This is a genomic window from Kitasatospora sp. NPDC096140, from assembly GCF_040303045.1.
Taxonomy (GTDB): Bacteria; Actinomycetota; Actinomycetes; order Streptomycetales; family Streptomycetaceae; genus Kitasatospora.
The window spans coordinates 35033-49353 of the sequence record NZ_JBEOUW010000021.1 but is presented as its reverse complement, the minus strand read 5'-3'; the positions used below and the strand labels follow the sequence as shown (position 1 = coordinate 49353).

Annotated in this window: 14 protein-coding genes; 6 read left to right on the top strand and 8 right to left on the bottom strand. The window is 74.1% G+C overall.

From position 1 onward, the window contains the following. Positions 1-16: 16 nt before the first annotated feature. The gene (locus ABT048_RS22435) at positions 17-553 is read left to right on the top strand and encodes a F0F1 ATP synthase subunit B (RefSeq protein WP_350523221.1); all 537 of its coding nucleotides are present in this window, start codon (positions 17-19) and stop codon (positions 551-553) included. Here the strand turns inward: ABT048_RS22435 and ABT048_RS22430 are convergent. Then, complete coding sequence (locus ABT048_RS22430) at positions 520-1542, bottom strand: hypothetical protein (protein WP_350523220.1); 1023 nt, start codon at positions 1540-1542, stop codon at positions 520-522. The two genes, ABT048_RS22435 and ABT048_RS22430, sit on opposite strands and share 34 nt — an antisense overlap. On the opposite strand from ABT048_RS22430, the gene ABT048_RS22425 reads away from it, so the two are divergent. Then, on the top strand, positions 1541-2170 hold the full coding sequence (locus tag ABT048_RS22425) for a TetR family transcriptional regulator (protein ID WP_350523219.1): 630 nt from the start codon (positions 1541-1543) through the stop codon (positions 2168-2170). The two genes, ABT048_RS22430 and ABT048_RS22425, sit on opposite strands and share 2 nt — an antisense overlap. Positions 2171-2275: 105 nt before the next feature. Here the strand turns inward: ABT048_RS22425 and ABT048_RS22420 are convergent, their stop codons facing one another. Continuing rightward, positions 2276-3775, bottom strand: coding sequence for a choice-of-anchor A family protein (locus ABT048_RS22420; protein ID WP_350523218.1), 1500 nt, complete (start codon positions 3773-3775; stop codon positions 2276-2278). A 275-nt stretch (positions 3776-4050) separates the two neighbouring features. Here ABT048_RS22420 and ABT048_RS22415 point away from each other — a divergent pair, with 275 nt between their 5' ends. The 3 genes from ABT048_RS22415 (at position 4051) to ABT048_RS22405 (ending at position 6307) form a co-directional block, all read left to right on the top strand. Beyond that, entirely contained in the window at positions 4051-4758 is a 708-nt protein-coding gene (locus tag ABT048_RS22415) for a 4'-phosphopantetheinyl transferase family protein (RefSeq protein WP_350523217.1), read from the top strand. Between the two features lie 161 nt (positions 4759-4919). After that, positions 4920-5402, top strand: coding sequence for a hypothetical protein (locus ABT048_RS22410; protein ID WP_350523216.1), 483 nt, complete (start codon positions 4920-4922; stop codon positions 5400-5402). 62 nt (positions 5403-5464) lie between these two features. Continuing rightward, complete coding sequence (locus tag ABT048_RS22405; RefSeq protein ID WP_350523215.1) at positions 5465-6307, top strand: helix-turn-helix domain-containing protein; 843 nt, start codon at positions 5465-5467, stop codon at positions 6305-6307. 60 nt (positions 6308-6367) lie between these two features. On the opposite strand, the gene ABT048_RS22400 is transcribed toward ABT048_RS22405, so the two are convergent. Both ABT048_RS22400 and ABT048_RS22395 read right to left on the bottom strand, forming a co-directional pair. Continuing rightward, complete coding sequence (locus tag ABT048_RS22400) at positions 6368-6826, bottom strand: hypothetical protein (protein WP_350523214.1); 459 nt, start codon at positions 6824-6826, stop codon at positions 6368-6370. A 213-nt stretch (positions 6827-7039) separates the two neighbouring features. Continuing rightward, the gene (locus ABT048_RS22395) at positions 7040-8032 is read right to left on the bottom strand and encodes an Lrp/AsnC family transcriptional regulator (RefSeq protein WP_350523213.1); all 993 of its coding nucleotides are present in this window, start codon (positions 8030-8032) and stop codon (positions 7040-7042) included. 114 nt (positions 8033-8146) lie between these two features. On the opposite strand from ABT048_RS22395, the gene ABT048_RS22390 reads away from it, so the two are divergent. Continuing rightward, on the top strand, positions 8147-8953 hold the full coding sequence (locus ABT048_RS22390) for an inositol monophosphatase family protein (protein WP_350523212.1): 807 nt from the start codon (positions 8147-8149) through the stop codon (positions 8951-8953). A gap of 142 nt (positions 8954-9095) precedes the next feature. Here the strand turns inward: ABT048_RS22390 and ABT048_RS22385 are convergent, their stop codons facing one another. The 4 genes from ABT048_RS22385 to ABT048_RS22370 form a co-directional block, all read right to left on the bottom strand. Continuing rightward, on the bottom strand, positions 9096-9980 hold the full coding sequence (locus ABT048_RS22385; RefSeq protein WP_350523211.1) for an amidohydrolase family protein: 885 nt from the start codon (positions 9978-9980) through the stop codon (positions 9096-9098). Next, positions 9977-11611: an acyl-CoA dehydrogenase family protein gene (locus tag ABT048_RS22380; protein WP_350523210.1), complete on the bottom strand. Its 1635-nt coding sequence runs from the start codon at positions 11609-11611 to the stop codon at positions 9977-9979. The genes ABT048_RS22385 and ABT048_RS22380 overlap by 4 nt, the downstream gene beginning before the upstream one ends. Beyond that, positions 11595-12236, bottom strand: a complete 642-nt coding sequence (locus tag ABT048_RS22375) for a TetR/AcrR family transcriptional regulator (RefSeq protein ID WP_350523209.1) — start codon at positions 12234-12236, stop codon at positions 11595-11597. Before ABT048_RS22375 ends, ABT048_RS22380 begins: the two co-directional genes overlap by 17 nt. 218 nt (positions 12237-12454) lie before the next feature. Beyond that, positions 12455-13948 carry a S28 family serine protease gene (locus tag ABT048_RS22370; RefSeq protein WP_350523208.1) on the bottom strand — a complete coding sequence of 498 codons (1494 nt, stop codon included), beginning with the start codon at positions 13946-13948 and terminating at the stop codon, positions 12455-12457. Positions 13949-14321 lie beyond the last annotated feature (373 nt).

Genomic DNA, 14321 nt, shown 5'->3' with positions numbered 1-14321 from the left:
CCCACGGGGAGGTCGCGTGAACCTCGAACTCGGCCCGCTCAAGCCCGAACCGGCCCCGCTGGGCCTCGGCCTGGCACTGTTCCTCCTGGTCCTCTGGGTGCTCGGCCGGCACCTGCTCCCCCGCATCGAGCGGGTGCAGGCCGAGCGCTGGGAGGCCACCGAGGGCCGGATGGAACGCGCGGAGGCCCTGCAGGCCGAGGCCGACGCCGTCCGGGACGCCCATCTGCGGGAACTGGCGGCGGCCCGGCACGAGGCCGCCCGGATCCGGGCGGACTACGCCGAACGCGGCGCGGCGGCGATCGCCGCGGCCCGCGCCGAGGGCCTGCGCGCCCGGGACGCCCTGCTGGCCACCGGCCGCGCGCAGATCGCCGCCGACCGGGCCACCGCGGCCGACCTGCTCCGGCAGGACGTCGGCGAGTTGGCCATCGCCCTGGCCGGGCGGGTGATCGGCGAGCCGGTGCACGACGTCGCCGCCCGGCGCCGCACGGTGGCCCGCTTCTTCGAGACGAACCAGCCCCCTCAGCAGGACAGTTCGGCCACCAGCTTCCGGTAGGTGTCGAAGGCCGGCTTGCGCGAGTAGTCGTCGCGCAGCAGGCCGAAGTGGGGGAAGAGCCCCGCACCCGCACTGTCGGCGTCCCGCAGCGCGAAGAACGCGTAACCGGTGACGGTGAGTTCGGCGGCCAGCTCGACGACCGTCCGGACCACCTCCTCGACCACCTCGGCCTGCCGCGCCTCGCTCCGACCGGGACCGGTGGGCCACCCGTTCTCGCAGATCCGCAGCGGCACGGCGGGCCCGATGCCGGCCCTGGGCAGCCAGTCCCGCCGGAATCCGGTGACCACCGCCCGCACCGCGTCGGCGAGCCGGTCCGCCGGGACGGGCCGGAAGACGTCCGGGAAGAAGTCCACGCCGACGTAGTCCAGGGCGCGGTGGAAGCGCTCGTCGGCGAGCTCGCCGAGCTCGGACCAGAAGGTGTCCGCGGGGTCGAAGGACGGCACCGCGTTGAAGCCGACGGCCAGCCGGTCGAACCCGCAGGCCAGCGCCTCCTCCTTGGCCGCGATCACGCCCGCCACCAGCGCCCGGAGGACGTTCGGGATGCTGCCGTCGACGGGCGGCAGGTCGAGGTTGGGCTCCTCGCAGATCTGAAGCACCGCGACCCGGTGGCCCTCGGCCCGGACGGTGCGCCGGACGAAGTCCAGCCAGCCCGCCGACTCCCCGCTGCGGTCCCGGTACTGGAGCACCAGGTCGAGCTTCCGCCCCTCGACGGCGTACTGCTCGGGCCGGTCGGGGGCGTGTCCCGGGTCGGCGTACGAGCGGTAGGCGCGGACCAGGAACTCGGCCGCCCCGCCCTGGAGTTCGCGCAGGGCCGCGGTGATCAGCGCCGGGTCGTCGGGGCGGACGGGAGCGAGCACGCCGGTGTCGCTTCCGAGCAGTCCGCCGGGATAGATGCCGAAGGTGAAGGTCATGCCGCCACCGTAGCCGATAATTTTGGTGTCACTGCAAGTTTGATGTGACACCATGGTCCTGGCGTAGGATCCGGCCATGGGACTCCGTGAACTCAAGAAGCAGCAGACCCGGGAACTCCTGGCCGACACCGCCATGGGCCTGTTCGCCGAGCGCGGCTTCGACCGGGTCACGGTGGTCGAGGTCGCCCGGGCCGCCGGGGTCTCCCCGAACACGGTCTTCAACTACTTCCCCACCAAGGAGGACCTGTTCTTCGACCGGCAGGACGCGGTGGTCGCGCACCTCGCCGAGGTGGTCCGGCACCGCCCGCCCGGCAGGTCCGCCGCGGCCGCCGTCCGGGCGGACCTGCTGGCCGCGCTCGCGGACGGGGAGCCGACGATCGGGCTGAGCCCGCGGATGGCCGCGTTCTGGCAGATCGTCGCGGACAGCCCGGCACTGCGGGCCCGGCTGCTGGAACTCGGCGAGCGGGCCGAGGCGGCCCTGGCGGCCGTCCTGGCCGAGGAGACGGGAGCCGCGGAGGACGACCCGCTCCCCCACGTGGTGGCCGGGGCCATCGCGGGGGCCCACCGCGCGGTGCTCGGCGAGATCCGGCGGGCCATGGTGGCCGGCGAACCCGCCGAGGCCGTCCGGAACAGGATCCGGGAGACGGTGGAACGCGCCTTCGACCTGCTCGCCTCGGGGCTCGCGCAGTACCCGGCGCCGCAGTAGGGCCGACACCCGGGAACGCCCCGGGCCGCCCGGTCGGATCGACTCGGGCGGCCCGGGACGGCGGCCAGGCGTCCTGGCGTTCAGGCGTTCAGGCCCGTCAGCTGGTCAGCCGTGGCGGCCGCGACGACGGGCGGCCATCACGGCCAGACCGCCGAGACCGAGCAGGCCGACGCCCGCCAGGCCGAAGACCACCGGGGCGTTGCCCGCGCCGGTGGAGGGCAGCTCACCGCCGTCCCCGGGGTGGTGGCCGGTCGGCTGCCCACTCGGATGCCAGGTCGGGTGGTGACTGCTCGGGGCCGGCCCCGCGCTTGAGGTAGAGGCGCCGGCCGACGGCGAGTGGTGGTGACTCCCACTGGCCGACGGCGAGTGGCGGCTCGGACTGGGGGAGGTCGGGTGCGGTGACGTCGGATGCGGCGAGGTCGGATGCGGTGACGTCGGGTGTGGCGAGGTCGGGTGCGGCGGGGTGGGGGACGTCGGCGCCGGCGACGTCGGCGAGGAGGTCGGCGACGGCGAGGTGGAGGTCGGCGACGGGCTGGGCGTCACCGTGCACTCCGGCAGGTCCCCGTCGAACGGGTAGCTGTGGATCTCGTAGCCGCCGGTGCCGGTGTGGATCAGGCTGCCCGCCAGGTACACCCGGCCGTTCATGCCCGCCTGGGCGATGGTCGTGGTGCCGGCCGGGTTCCCGGCCAGGACCGACCCCTGGAACTGGGCACTGCCGAGGATCCGGGCCGAGGTCGCGGTCGGGAAGTTGTACATCAGCTTCGAGCGCATCTCGGTGGTCTGGTCGCCCGGCAGGGCGGTGCCCGTGTAGGTGTTGATGACCGGGCTGTCGCCGAGCATGTTCACCACGACGGTGGCGCCGGCCGGGATGCCGGTGAAGACCAGGCCGATCTGCCCGCCGGTCGGCGAGGCGAGGTCCCGGGTGACGCTGAAGACCTGCCTCGCGCTGGTCCCGTCGCCGGTGAAGGTCGCCGTGCTGGAGGAGATGTCGACGGTGCCGGTCGCCGTGGCCCGCCCGACGCAGTCGGAGGTCTCCTCGATCCGGGTCAGCACCGCCCGGTAGGGCGCGGCGGCGTCGTCGTCCTGGATCGACCGGCCGGTGGGGTCGATGTTGACGGTGCCGGTCACGCCGCCCGCGTGGCGCAGGTTGCCGAAGGCCTGGCCGTGCGAGTCACTGCCGCCGATCAGGATGCGGTTGCCCCGCCGGACGTCGACGTTCCCGCCGGTGGTCACGAAGTCGCTGCCGTCCGGCGGCGGGACGCGCGAGCCGACGCCGACGACACCCATGTTGTAGACGCCGCCGCCGTCCTTCTCGACGGTCAGGTTCCCCAGCGCGACGATCTTGCCCTCGGCCTCGGCGGCGCGGCCGTTCACGGTGTAGTCGCCGCCGGTGAAGACGTTGATGGTGGAGTCCCGGCCGGTGAAGTCGCCGTTGTTCGGCGCCGGCCAGGTGGCCGGGCAGTCCGGTCCGGTGCAGGCGCCGAGCGGCGGGGCCAGCGGAGCGGCCGAACCGACCGTCAGCACGGCGGCCAGCGGCAGCGCGGCGACGCCGGTGGCCACTGCCACCCGGACGGCGCGGCGGCCGCCGGAGGCGGGCGTTCTCACGGCGGTCGTTCTGTGATCCGGCGAACCGGTGGCCTGACCCATCGACAATTCCTCCGCGCATGAGAAAAGGGCAGGCCGAATGACCTGCCATGCTCCGTGTTATCTGACGTCAATCCCACATTTCCGGGGCATCCAACCTTAAATCGGACTATTCATCCCCTATGGACCCTCAGGACGGGTCCGAAAGCTCACCCGGACGGCGCAGCAGCACTCGGGCCTCGGCCACCGGGCGACGACCCCGCCGACGGATCCCGGCATGGAGCTAGGTTGGACGCATGACCACCGAGGCCCAGGACCAGAGCGCGCCGCTCGTCGCCGTCGCGTCCGCCGACGCCGTGCTGCGGCACCCCGAGGCGGACGAGCACCTGCTGACCGCCCTCGAACGGGAGCGCGCCGCGCGCTTCCGGCACGAGTCCGGGCGGGTCGACTTCACCGCCGGGCACCTGCTGGTCCGGCTCTGCGCCGCCCGGCTGCTCGGCGTGCCGGCGGCCGGCCTGGTGCTCGCCCAGCAGTGCCCGGACTGCGGGCTGGCCGACCACGGCAAGCCGTACCTGCCGGACCACCCCGGGGTGCACGTGAGCCTCTCGCACACCAAGGGCGTGGTCGCCGCGGGCGCCGGTCACCAGCCGATCGGCGTGGACGTCGAACTGGCCGCCCGGGGCGGCTCGCTGGGCGCGGTCGCCCGCCGGGTGCTGGCCCCGGAGGAACTCGCCCTGGTCGAGGCGGACCCGGAACCCGAGCGGGCGTTCCTGCGGCTCTGGGTGCGCAAGGAATCGCTGATCAAGATCGGGCGGGCCACCCTGGACACCCTCGGCCGGATCGACCTCTCCGCCCTGCCCCTGGCCGTACCGCCGGGGGAGCCGCTGCGCAGCCGGTACGAGGACCTGCACCTGCTCGACTGGACGGACCCGGAGCACGGCGCCGCCGTCGCGGCGGTCGGCACCGCGGCGCCGCGGATCGTGGAACTGACGACGGCGGGCTGAACGGCCGCCCTCGCCGGGGCGGGGGTGGGCGAGGGCCTTCCGCAACCGCCCACCCGAGCGGTGGGCCCGTGAATAAGCGGTGTTAGCGTGCCTGGTCGTGGGCACGCCGACCGCGCGCGCCCGCTCCCCAGCTGCCCACCGGATCCAAAGGGTGCCCCGCCATGGCCAAGTTCCTGCTGAGCCTGCACGTCCTCGTCTCGGTCCTGTTCATAGGCCCGGTCGCGGTGGCCGTCAGCATGTTCCCGCGCCGGGCGAAGGCCGCGCTGGCCGGCGGCCCGGACCAGGCCTCCGACGCCGGTGTGCTGCGCGTCCTGCACCGGATCACCCAGGTCTACGCGCTGCTGGGGGTCGCCGTGCCGGTGCTGGGCATCGGCCTGGCCCAGGTGATGGACGTGATCGGCCAGTCCTGGGTCATCGTCTCCATGGTGCTGACCGCGATCGCCGCGCTCTCCCTGCTGCTCTTCGTCCTGCCCGGCCAGCAGGCCGCCGTGGACGCCCTCGCCCTCGACCCGGCGGACGAGCAGCGCACCAAGGCCGTCGACGGCCTGCGCCTGCTGCCGATGACGGCCGGGGTGTTCAACCTGCTGTGGGCCGTGGTCGTGGTCCTCATGGTCATCCGGCCGGGCTCCAGCACCGGCGTCTGATCCGGCCGATCCCCCCTCGCCCCCTCCCGCGGAACAGGCTCGTTCGAGTACCGTCCTGGGCCATGACGATCATGGCGGGCATGGGCAGCCCGACGGGAACCGGGGTCGGACCGCTGCTGCGCGGCTGGCGGGAACGACGGCAGCTCAGCCAGCTGCAACTGGCCCTGCGGGCGGACTCCTCGGCCCGCCACCTCAGCTTCGTCGAGAACGGCCGCTCCCGCCCCAGCCGCGAGCTGGTACTGCGACTGGCCGAGCAGCTGGACGTCCCGGTGCGCGAACGCAACACCCTGCTGCTCGCGGCCGGCTACGCCCCGCACTACCCCGAGACGCCGCTGGACGACCCCTCGATGGCCGCGCTGCGCGGCGGCATGGAACGGCTGCTGGCCGCCCACGACCCGTACCCGGCGGTCGTCGTCGACGGGAGCTTCCGGGTGCTGGCGGCCAACCGCTCGCTCGGACTGCTCCTGGACGAGATCGCCCCGCACCTGCTGCAGCCGCCGCTCAACGCCGTCCGGGTCACCCTCCACCCGGAGGGGCTGGCGCCGCGCATCGTCAACCTGGGGCAGTGGCGGCGGCACCTGCTGGAGCGGATGGAGCGCCGGCTGGAACTGGTCCGCGCCGAGCCGCTGCGGCAGCTGTACGAGGAGGTCCGCGGCTACCCCGAGCCGGACGCCGACCCGGCGGAAGGAGCGGCCGACGGGCCGGCCGAGGACGGCTTCCCGTTCGCGCTGCCGATCCGGATCCGCCACGAGGGGCGGGTGCTCTCCTTCCTCTCCACCATCGCGACCTTCAACACCCCGCTGGATGTGACCGTCTCCGAGCTGGCCATGGAGACCTTCCTCCCGGCCGACGCGGAGACGGTGCGGTTCCTGCAGTCCTCGGTGGGGCCGGAGCGTCAGCCGTAACGACCGCCCGCACCGGGGTCCGCTCCCTGGGGCCGGCTCCCCGAGGCCGGCTCCCCGGGGTCAGCTCGGGGTGCCGCTCACACCGGGGTCGGCTCCGGCTGCCGTCCGGCGCAGCGCGGTGAACTGCAGGACGGCGAACAGGCCCACCGCCGCGGCCTGCAACGGGATCCAGACGAAGCCCGCGGTGGTCGGCTCCAGCCACACCTCCATCGCGACCAGGCTGAGCACCACCCAGGCGAGGTTGAGGTCGATCACCGCCCGCACCGCCGTCCGCGGCGGCCGCTGGCGGGTGGCCAGCACACCGACCGCCACCGCGTAGCCGGTGAGGAGGAGCCCGAGCTCGACCAGGGTGGCGCGGCCCGCGCCGAACAGGTCGCCGAGCGGGCCGGCGAAGGCCAGGTAGGCCAGGCCGTTGCCGCCGGTGACCAGGGCGTCCAGGCCGAGGATGCCGCGCACCGTCCACGGCGAGAAGGCGGATCCCGGCCGGGCGGGGGTGAGGGAGTTCGCGTGGACGGACATGGCGGATCGCCTCCTGTCAGGGGTGGGGGCCCGGGGCCGTGGCGGCCGCACCGAGCTGCCTCCACCCTGCCCGGACCGGCGCCCGGCGTCGATTACCCCGCAGGTAACGGGCCGTCCGACCGCCTCCTTCTGCTCCGTCTCCTCCCCGTTCTCCCGGTCCTCCGCCGGCCGTGCGCGCCTGCACCCCTCCGGCCTCGTTCCCCCCGTCCCCCGTCACGGCCGCCGGGGCGGCTGACGGAGCAGGACACCCGCCCGCTTCACCGCGCGGGCGGTGATCGTCGTCTCGGCCCGGGCGACCCCCAGCGGACCGAGGGTGTCGGTAAGGAAGCGGTACAGCTCACCGTGGTCCGCGCAGAACAGCGTGGCCAGCAGGTTGCTCGGGCCGCTGGTCGCGAACACCCCGTGCACCTGCGGGTGGCCGGCCAGGGCCGTGCCGACCTCGGCGAGCCGGCCGGGCGGCACGTCCAGCCAGAGGTTGGCGTCCACGGCCATGCCGAGCAGCTGCGGGTCGACGGAGACGTGGGTGCGCAGCAGGCCGAGCTCGTCCAGCCGGTGCAGGCGGCGACGCACCGTCGACTCGGGCGCGCCGACGGCCGCGGCCAGGGCCGCGTGGGACTGCCGGGCGTCCTCGCCCAGCCGCTCCAGCAGCGCGCGGTCGAGGTCGTCCAGGGGCGGGGGCGCGGCGGGGCGGGGCACGGCGGGCCGGGCGAGCGCGGCAGCCTCCTCCTCGGTGAGGTGGCCGGCCCGCCACTGCCCGGCGTCGGCGAAGGCGTGCAGCACGGCGTGGGTGGTGGTCTCGGTGACCGCACTGGTCGCGGGCAACTGCCCGTACAGCAGCCGGTCGCGGGCACCGGCGTCGGTCAGCACGACCGCGCCGACCTCGTGGCCGCCGAGCATCACATCGACGAAGGGGACGTCGGAGCGGTCGGCCAGTGCCTGCGCGATGGCGTCCACCCGGCCGCTCAGCACCCGGACCCGCAGCAGCAGCGCACCCACGGCGGCGTCCTCGACGTCGGGCATCCGGACCACCCGCAGCACCCCGGCCTGCCGCATCCGGGCCAGGCGGCGGGTGACCGTCCGGGCGGAGACTCCCAGCACCTCGGCGATCCGGCCGGGCTCGGCCCGCCCGTCGACCTGCAGGGCGCAGACCAGGCGGCGGTCGAGGGCGTCGAGCACCGCGTCCGGATCAGCAGTGGAGAGGTTCATGGTGTCCGATCCCCGCTACTCCTGGCGGCTCGTACGTCCTGTTCGGCAGCCCTGACGGTACTCCTTGTCCCGTGGGGCCGGAGCGGACCGGCCCGGGAACAACGAGGAGTCACCGTGACGAACGAGCTGTGGACGCTGGTCCGGGGTGTGGAGGCCGCGGTGCGCGAGGTCGGCGCGAAGCTGGCGGCCCGTCGGTCCACCGAGCCGATCACGGCGCGGACGGTCGAGGAGGCCGGGGCCCGCTTCGCCGAGCTGGACGGCCCGGCCGCCGCCGAACTGCGGCAGCGGCTGGGCGCGCTGCGTCCGCAGGCCGGCTGGGTGCCGGAGGAGCTGGACGGTTCGGTGCCCGCCGACGGCGAGTGGTGGCTGTGCGACGCGACCGACGGCGCGGTGCAGTACCTGCTGGGCCACCCGCACTGGGCGGTCACCGCGACGCTGGTCCGGGACGGCGCCGCGGTGCTCGCCGTGGTGCACGCGCCGCAGCTGGACGGCGGGCGGAGCTACCGGGCGGTCCTGGGCGGCGGCGCCGAGCTGGACGGGCGCCCGATCGCCCCGCTGGAGCGCGAGTTGGCGATCACCGTCGCCGCCACCAGCCAGCCGCCTCAGGTGGCCGGGGACCCGGTGGCGCTGCGCCGGGCGGGCGAGTCGCTGTCCGCGATGGCGGGCGCGGTGCTCGCGGTGCGCAACCTCGGCCCGACCGCACTGCAGGTGGCCCAGGTCGGCTCCGGACACCTGGCGCTGTTCTGGGAGTACGGGCAGGACGCCGGCAACCTGCTGGCCGGCGCACTGATCGCGAGCGAGGCGGGCGCGGCGGTGACGGACACCGCCGGAGCGGACTGGACGGCCGGCTCCGACGGCATCCTGGTCGCCGCGCCCGGTCTGCACGCGCGGGCCCTGGAGGTGCTGCGCGCGGTGCGGTGACCGGCCCCCGCTCGGGCAGTCGTGCCCGGTGCGGTCGTGCCCGGTGCAATCATGCCCGGTAGGGGCGGTCGTGCCCCGCATCGGTGGCCGACCGCCCGTGCGGCGGCCGGCCTCCGGCGCTGGCCGGCCACCGGCGCGGAGGTCAGCCTCCGGTCCCGATGCCGAAGAGTCCTGCCGCGTTGTCGTGGCACACCGCCCGCAGCCACTCCTCCCCCAGGCCCAGCCCGGCCAGCGCCTCCAACTGGTGGACGTACCGGTACGGGATGTTGGGGAAGTCGCTGCCGAGCAGGACCCGGTCCTGCAGGCCGCGCAGTCGCGGCAGTTCCTCGCGCGGGAACGGGTCGTCGGCCTCGGCGAAGTCGGTGAACGCCATGGTGGTGTCCAGCCGGACGGACGGGTGGCGCTCGGCGAGGTCGAGGAAGTCGCGGTACTCGGACATGCCGAGGTGGGCGACCACCAGGACCAGCCCCGGGTGCCGGTCCAGCACCTCACCGATCGGGCCGGGGCCGGTGAACTTGCCCGCCACCGGCCCGGATCCGCAGTGGGTGACCACCGGGGTGCCGGTCTCGGCGAGCAGGCCCCAGACCTCGTCCAGCCGCCGGTCCGTCGGGTCGTAGCCGCCGACCTGCAGGTGCGCCTTGAACACCCGGGCGCCGTCCTCGATCGCCCGGGCCACGTAGCCGGCCGCTTCGGGCTCGGGGAAGAAGGTCGCGGTGTGCAGGCAGTCCGGGGTGCGCGCGGCGAAGTCGACGGCCCAGGCGTTCAGCCAGGCGGCCATGCCCGGCTTGTGCGGGTAGAGCATGGACGTGAACGCCCGCACCCCGAACTCCCGCAGCCGGCGGACGCGTTCGGCCTCGACCTCGCGGTAGGTGATCGGCCAGGGCCGGCCGATCAGCGGGCCGGCCGCGTCGAAGTACGCCCACACCTTGTCGAGGACGTTCTTCGGCATGAAGTGGGTGTGCACGTCGACGAGTCCGGGCAGGCCCAGGGCCTGCCAGAACGCGCGGACCTCCGCGGCCTCGCTCACGCCGGCACCGGACGGGCCCGGTCGATGATCGCCGCGGTGTCGACGCCGGCCGGCAGGGTGCCGAAGGCCGTGCCGTGGTCTCCGCCCAGCCGGCCGGCGCAGAACGCGTCGGCCACCGCCGGGTCGCCGTACCGGACCAGCAGCGAGCCCTGGAAGGCCAGCGCCATCGACTCCACCAGCCGACGGGTGCGGTACTCCAGGTCGGTCAGGTCGGTGAGCTCCTTGCGCAGCGCGGCGACGGCCGCGTCCAGCCGGCGGTCCGCGCCGGCCGCGGCGTCGATCTCGCCGAGGAAGGCCTCCACGCTCTCCGGGCGCTTGGCCATCGCGCGCAGCGCGTCCAGCGCGGCGACGTTGCCGGAACCCTCCCAGATCGACACCAGCGGCGCCTCGCGGTAGAGCCGGGGCATCCCGGACTCCTCCACGTAACCGTTGCCGCCCAGGCACTCCAGCGCCTCGGCGGAGTGCGCCGGACCGCGCTTGCACACCCAGTACTTGGCCACCGCCAGGCCCAACCGCCGTACCAGCGCCTCGGTTTCGTCCCCGGCCAGGGCGAGGTCGGTGGACTGCGCGAGCCGCATCGCGACGGTGGTGGCGGCCTCGGACTCCACCACCAGGTCGGCCAGCACGTTGCGCATCAGCGGCTGGTCGACCAGCGCCTTGCCGAACGCCCGCCGGTGCAGGGCGTGGTGGACGGCGCGGGTGGCGCCGTAGCGCATGCCGGAGGCGGCGCCGATGGTGCAGTCCAGGCGGGTCATGTTGACCATCTCGATGATGGTCGGCACCCCGCGGCCCTCCTCGCCGACCAGCAGGCCGACCGCGCCGTCGTACTCCAGCTCGGCGGAGGCGTTGGACTTGTTGCCGAGCTTGTCCTTGAGCCGCATCAGGTGCAGGCGGTTGCGGCTGCCGTCCGGGAGGACGCGCGGCAGCGCAAAGCAGCTGAGCCCGCCCGGGGCCTGGGCGAGCGTCAGGAACAGGTCGGACATCGGCGCCGAGGTGAACCACTTGTGGCCGGTGATCCGGTAGGTGCCGTCCGGCTGCGGGGCCGCGGTGGTGGTGTTGGTGCGGACGTCCGAGCCGCCCTGCTTCTCGGTCATCGACATGCCGGCGATCAGCCCGCGCTTGGTGCCCGGCTCGCGCAGCCCGAAGTCGTACTCCTTCGCGGCCAGCAGCGCCTCCCACTCCCCCGCCAGGGAGGGGTTCGCGCGCAGCGCCGGGACGGCGGCGTAGGTCATCGAGATCGGGCAGGTGTGGCCGGCCTCGACCTGGCCCCAGACGAAGAACTTGGCGGCGCGGGCGGTGTGGGCGCCGGGGCGCTCGTCCCGCCAGGGTGCGGCGTGCAGACCGTACGAGACTGCGGTGCGCATCAGCTCGTGCCAGTACGGGTGGAACTCCACCTCGTCGATCCGGTGGCCGAAGCGGTCGTGGGTGCGCAGCACCGGCGGGTTCTCGTTGGCCAGCCGGCCCCACTCGGCGGCCTGCTCGGAGCCGGCCAGCCGGCCCAGCTCGCGCAGCTCCGGCTCGACCCAGCCGGCACCGGCCCGCCGCAGGGCGGCCAGCAGGGCGGGGTCGGCGGCGGTGTCGTGTCCGTACGGCAGGGGCACCTGGTTGGTGACCTCATGCGTCGCTGTCATCGCGTCCTCCCAGGGCACGCAGGGTGAAGGAGACCAGGGCGGGGACCACCTCGGCGGTGGCCCTCCGGGGGTCGGTGACCCCGTGGCTCTCGGGCATGGCCGAGAGCGGGCCGGCCAGCGCCTCGCCGACCGCGCCGACCAGGGCCGCGGCGGTCAACACCGGGTCCTGCTCGGGCAGTTCGCCGCTCGCCACGGCCACGGCGATCTCGGTGGCGATCACGTCACGGAACGCCCGCCGGAACACCAGGCGCTCCCCGTCCACCACCGCGTCGGCCGGCTCGACCAGCAGCGCGTACGCCAGCCGGGGGGCGCGCAGGGCGCGGGCGGCGAAGGTCTCGACCACGGCGGCGATCCGCCGCTGCGGGGTGTCCCGCAGGGCGACGGCCGCGTTGACCGCCTCGATCTCGCGGGTGACCACCCGGCGGAACAACTGCACCGACAGCTCGGCCTTGTTGGCGAAGTGCTGGTAGAGGCTCCCGGTGGCGATCCCGGACCGGTCCGCGACGGCGGCCATCGTGCACCCACCGTAACCGCGCTCCGCGAGCAGCCCGACCGCCGACTGCAGCACCGCCTCCCGCTGGGCGTCCAGGCGGGCTTGTACGGCAGGCGTGCGTCGGTAGGCCATGGAAGCATTGAAGCACTGATTCACCGCTTCGGGGAGGGCTTAGGGGAGGGCTTCGGAGAGGGCGTCGGCGGAGGGGCTCTGCGGGAGCCTCGGGGGACGACTTCGAGCTTCGGGGGACGGCGTCCGGCGACAGAAGGAGGCCGCCCCGGGCAGCGGGGCGGCCTCCTGTCTCGGGTGGCCCGGTTCGCTCAGGCGTTACAGCCCGGTTCGCTCAGGCGTTACAGGGGGTGGCGCTCCTGCTCCAGGCGCTGCCCCTCGACGTCCAGCGGACCGAAGGCCGGGATCGACCGCGGCGACTTGGCCAGCGAGCGGGCGGCGTCCGCATCGCCCAGGCCGGCCCACTCCAGCACCTTGGCGGTGGCCTCCGCGGACTGCGCGGCGGGCAGCTTGCCGATGTTGGAGCCGTGGTTGCCGCCGGGCACGGTGTAGACGTAGCTGTCCTCACTGCCCCGGCCGAGGCGGAACGGCTTGGCGCCCCACGGGTCGTTGCCCCCGTAGACGTACATGATCCGCTCGCCGTCGCGCTTCACCCAGCGGTCGATGTCGGGCATCGCGTACGGGTTGAAGACGGTCGGGATCTCCTTCGGCACGTAGGAGCGGGCCGAGTAGAGCTCCTTGTAGTCGTAGTGCAGCACGTCCTTGAGGTACGAGACGTCGAAGAACGGCGCGCCCAGCTCGGTGGCGGCCTGGTAGTAGTACGCGGTGTACTTCGCCAGCGACTGGTCGCTGTTGCCGGTGATGCCCGACTGGGCGTCGAACCAGGCGTACAGCTCGTCGTCGGTCGCGGTGGCGGCCACCGGGACCTTGGCGCAGTCCGCCTCCAGGCTGTACTGCCAGAACGCCCAGACCACGTCGAGCACGCCCGCCTCGTACGCGCGGTCCGGGGTGCCGAGGGTGTTGAAGGTGGAGCCGGCCGCCTTGTTGTCGGCGACGTAGCGGGCCTCCAGCCGGTCGCGGCGCACCAGCAGCTCGCGCTGTGCGGCGTTCAGCCGGTCCCGGCACTCTTGGGTGCCGACGGTGCGGAAGAACTCGGTGTAGGCCGCGTAGTCGTTGACGTCGGTGTTGTTCGGCGCGACGTAGGCGACCGTACCGGCCACGTCGTCCGGGTAGAAGCGGCGGTAGAAGGTGGAGGACATGCCGCCCTTGCTGGCGCCGGTGGAGAGCCACTCCTGCTGGTAGATCCGCTTGAGCGCGGTCACCAGCCGGTGCGAGTCGGCGGCCTGCTGGCGGATGCCGGCCTTGGTCCAGTCCGCCGGCTCGGGGCGCGAGGGGGTGAAGTACCGGTACTCGATGGAGACCTGGTTGCCGTCCACCAGCCGGGTCGGCTCGGTGCGGGACGGGTTGGTGCCCAGGGTGTAGCCGTTGGTGTAGAAGACGGTCGGGCGGTCGTAGCCCCGGTGCAGCAGGCTGAAGCGCTGCTGGAAGGTGCCCAGCCAGGGCCGGAGGTGGTCGATCGGCTGGGTGTAGGTGGCGATGAAGTAGCGGTGGTCGGCGTCGGTCGGCTTCTCCTCGGTGATGGTCACCCCGGGGATGGCCGCCAGGCGGGCCTTGATGTCGGCGTTCGGGTCGTCGGCGGGGCTCCGGCCGTGGGCCGCCCCCGCCTCCGGGGCGCCCTGGGCGTCGGCGGCCAGCGCCGGGGACGCCAGTCCGCCGAACGCGAGCAGCGGTATCAGCAGGGTGGAAACCAACAGCCTTCGCAGCGTGGTGGTCATCAACTCTCCATCTGGTCAACGGACATGACTGCCGCCTCGTGGGCACAACTCTGCGGTGCGGGTGGTGCGGCGGCCGCCCGGTGGACGGCCGAATGGGTCATCCACCGTCGGCGGATGACCCATCGGGGTAAAGGTGCTGGTCACTGGGGTTGAGCCGCCCTGCCGGGAGGGCGGCTCGGGTTCCGGGGTTCCGGGGTTCCGGGCCTCGGCCCCGGCCCCGGGGGTGCGGCCTGCGAGCTCCGGGTCCCGGGTTCCGGGGTTCCGGCCGGTCGGGTGCTCCGGCCGGAACGGCTGCGGTCCTACGGTGCGTGCCTACGGTGCGGTCCCACGGCGTGTGCCGACGGTGTGGTCCCACGGTGCGTGCCGACGGTGT

Bases quoted from the DNA above. Each gene is read 5' to 3' on its own strand.
- ABT048_RS22425 (WP_350523219.1), top strand. From the start codon at position 1,541: ATGGGACTCCGTGAACTCAAGAAGCAGCAGACCCGGGAACTCCTGGCC.
- ABT048_RS22430 (WP_350523220.1), bottom strand. From the start codon at position 1,542: ATGGCCGGATCCTACGCCAGGACCATGGTGTCACATCAAACTTGCAGT.
- ABT048_RS22415 (WP_350523217.1), top strand. From the start codon at position 4,051: ATGACCACCGAGGCCCAGGACCAGAGCGCGCCGCTCGTCGCCGTCGCG.
- ABT048_RS22410 (WP_350523216.1), top strand. From the start codon at position 4,920: ATGGCCAAGTTCCTGCTGAGCCTGCACGTCCTCGTCTCGGTCCTGTTC.
- ABT048_RS22405 (WP_350523215.1), top strand. From the start codon at position 5,465: ATGACGATCATGGCGGGCATGGGCAGCCCGACGGGAACCGGGGTCGGA.
- ABT048_RS22400 (WP_350523214.1), bottom strand. From the start codon at position 6,826: ATGTCCGTCCACGCGAACTCCCTCACCCCCGCCCGGCCGGGATCCGCC.
- ABT048_RS22395 (WP_350523213.1), bottom strand. From the start codon at position 8,032: ATGAACCTCTCCACTGCTGATCCGGACGCGGTGCTCGACGCCCTCGAC.
- ABT048_RS22380 (WP_350523210.1), bottom strand. From the start codon at position 11,611: ATGACAGCGACGCATGAGGTCACCAACCAGGTGCCCCTGCCGTACGGA.
- ABT048_RS22375 (WP_350523209.1), bottom strand. From the start codon at position 12,236: ATGGCCTACCGACGCACGCCTGCCGTACAAGCCCGCCTGGACGCCCAG.
- ABT048_RS22370 (WP_350523208.1), bottom strand. From the start codon at position 13,948: ATGACCACCACGCTGCGAAGGCTGTTGGTTTCCACCCTGCTGATACCG.